Genomic DNA, 2,465 nt, shown 5'->3' with positions numbered 1-2,465 from the left:
GACTACTATTGATCCTATATTTTCGATTGTTACAATAAACCTGGGAAGATCCAAAAGTCGGGCTTATTAAACCCAACGGTTGTGTATAAGAATAGTGCGATTTTGTGTCCGAGGATTTTCCGTAGGAAAATCAGAGAGACCAAATGCGCACTAACCTTTTGATTTAGGATTAAATTTAAGCATTATTTCTTATACTTTGTTGGCAACAGTTATTTTCTTTCTAATTATATTTCGATTTTTCCAATGTTTTAATTTTTGGTATTTCTGTAATTTCAGATTCTCCATCTATCGAGTAAAATTCTAATTCAGTTGGCATTTGGTCAGTTCCGAATACAGATATTCCAATCAATTCTCCGTTTTTACCTTTTCCAGCGTAATCTATTATTAAGTTTCCATTTTGAATTTCAGAGTCAAATGTTTTGCCAAATATTATTGTCGGACATTTTCCACAACCACATCTCGCAATAACTTTTAGGTTTTTGATTAAATTAGTCCATTCCGATTTTTCTTTTCCAAAGAGGTAAGTCAGAAATTCAATTTCGGATTTGGTTAATTCTCTTTTATTTGGAATACTATATTTCATTCTAAAATCACGAACATTTTGTCAATTACATTTTCACACATTAGACCAAAATTATTCGGCTTATAATTTATGTCAAAACCTTGATAAATTAATTTGTCTTTAATTAATTCGTCAAATTCAATTGCTTTTTCAATATTCTCAAATGAAATAATAGTTTCTGATTTATTAATTTGATTAGAAGCAAATAGTGGATTTTTTACATCAATTATTTCACAGATTAAATCAAATTCAGATTTCGTAATTCTAATTTTCATTCGATAGATTGTCGTTTTTTTTAATTGTTGCCAACGTGTTTGTGTATGATTTCGTTGCGTGTTTAAGCAACTAATTTAGCAAATACAAACCGAATAGAAAATCCACGAGGATTTTCGTAAGTAGACACCAACTAGCAATGAATTATACACGGTGTTGCCCAACGTTTTTTATTTCGCAAATCTTATTAAATTATCTCTATCAAGCCATAAATAAGGTTCTGAAATATTTTTAATTTCTTCTCCATTAGTATTTATGATAAATGAAATTCCATCTTTTTTTACAATTGCTTTATTTTCTTTAAAAGGTAGTGCGCTATCATATATTATTGGAATTATTATTTCATTTTTATTGTTTATGTAGCCATATTTATCGCCCTTTCTTACAGCAGCTAAACCATTATTGAAATCTCCCATAAAATTAAATTTATAATTAGGTTCAATTATCATTTCATTCTCTTTATTAATATAACCTGCTTTTCCATTTAGTATTACTAAAGCAAGCCCTTCATTAAAAAAACGAATTTTACTGTATTCAAATGGTATAACAATTTCCTCTTTGGTATTAATCATTCCATATTTGTTAGATTTTTTGGCTAAAAATAAACCATCTTTTAAATCACTTATATCTTCATATTCAATTGGAATTACGACTTTTCCTTGTTCATCTATTATGCCTGTTTTTCCATTATTTCTTACTCTCATATATCCATTTTGATAATATCCTGAAATTTCATCATAAATAGGATTTAGAATGATTTTTCCATTTGTGTCAATTAAGCCTTCTTTGAGTTGAATATGACCAGTTTTATTTAAAAACTCAACAAAAGTTCTACTGCCATTTTCAGTTATCATTGATTTATTTTTCTCAACCTTTATTGAATCTATCATAAAGACTGCTTTATTGTCAATTATTGGTCTATAGCTAAAAGTTAAACTATCAGTAAAAACTTTTATGCCATTTTCATCAATGTAATTCCATGTGTCATTTTCTTTTACTGAGGCATAGCCTTGATAAAAAGGAAATGCGTCTTCGTATTTTAAATCAATAATTATTTTTCCATTAGTATCAATAAAACCATACTTTTTTTCCTTAATGGCAATACCTAAATTTCCTTTATACCAATATGTTGCATTGTATTCCGGAAATAAAATTTCTTTACCATTTTCAAGTAATATTCCTGGAATTGAATCTTTTATGATATTCGATTTACCATTGTAAAAATCTGATGCATATGTGTATTTTGGTCCAATAATTTCTTTCCCTTTTGAATTTAGGAAGCCATATTTCAGTGAGTCTTTTTTAGAAAACATTGACCTTTCAACCAAGTCAGTGTAATAGTCATTTGAATTTCCATCAAGGTTTGTCATTGTTCTTAAAAACTCCATTTTAAAAATGTCGTTTCCAACTTTTTTTTGTCCAAAAACATTAGTTGATATTATTAAAATAAGTAAGAATATTTTTTTCATAAGAAGCTATTTTCAAATGTTGGGCAACGTTTTTGTGTATGGAAAGTGCGGTTTTGTGCGCGAGGATTTTCCGAAGGAAAATCAGACGCAACAAAAGTGAACTTTCCTATGAATTAGGCACTAATTTAAGCATTTTTTATACACGTTGTTACAAAATGTAG

3 protein-coding genes are annotated in these 2,465 nt (G+C 28.2%); all 3 read right to left on the bottom strand.

What is annotated here, in order from left to right; translation table 11 throughout:
* Positions 1–220 precede the first annotated feature (220 nt).
* Positions 221–583 (bottom strand): hypothetical protein, encoded by a 363-nt coding sequence (locus Q0739_RS14725; protein ID WP_298239499.1) that lies wholly within the window; start codon positions 581–583, stop codon positions 221–223.
* Positions 580–837, bottom strand: a complete 258-nt coding sequence (locus Q0739_RS14720; protein WP_298239498.1) for a hypothetical protein — start codon at positions 835–837, stop codon at positions 580–582. Before Q0739_RS14720 ends, Q0739_RS14725 begins: the two co-directional genes overlap by 4 nt.
* A gap of 168 nt (positions 838–1,005) precedes the next feature.
* Positions 1,006–2,304, bottom strand: coding sequence for a WG repeat-containing protein (locus Q0739_RS14715; RefSeq protein WP_298239497.1), 1,299 nt, complete (start codon positions 2,302–2,304; stop codon positions 1,006–1,008).
* Positions 2,305–2,465: the final 161 nt, after the last annotated feature.

This window comes from uncultured Algibacter sp. (assembly GCF_947487605.1).
Classification (GTDB): Bacteria; Bacteroidota; Bacteroidia; order Flavobacteriales; family Flavobacteriaceae; genus Algibacter_D.
This window is presented reverse-complemented; position numbering and strand designations above follow the sequence as displayed.

What these genes read in the sequence shown, in the direction of transcription:
- Q0739_RS14720 (WP_298239498.1), bottom strand. Translation starts at nt 837, where the DNA reads ATGAAAATTAGAATTACGAAATCTGAATTTGATTTAATCTGTGAAATA.
- Q0739_RS14715 (WP_298239497.1), bottom strand. Translation starts at nt 2,304, where the DNA reads ATGAAAAAAATATTCTTACTTATTTTAATAATATCAACTAATGTTTTT.
- Q0739_RS14725 (WP_298239499.1), bottom strand. Translation starts at nt 583, where the DNA reads ATGAAATATAGTATTCCAAATAAAAGAGAATTAACCAAATCCGAAATT.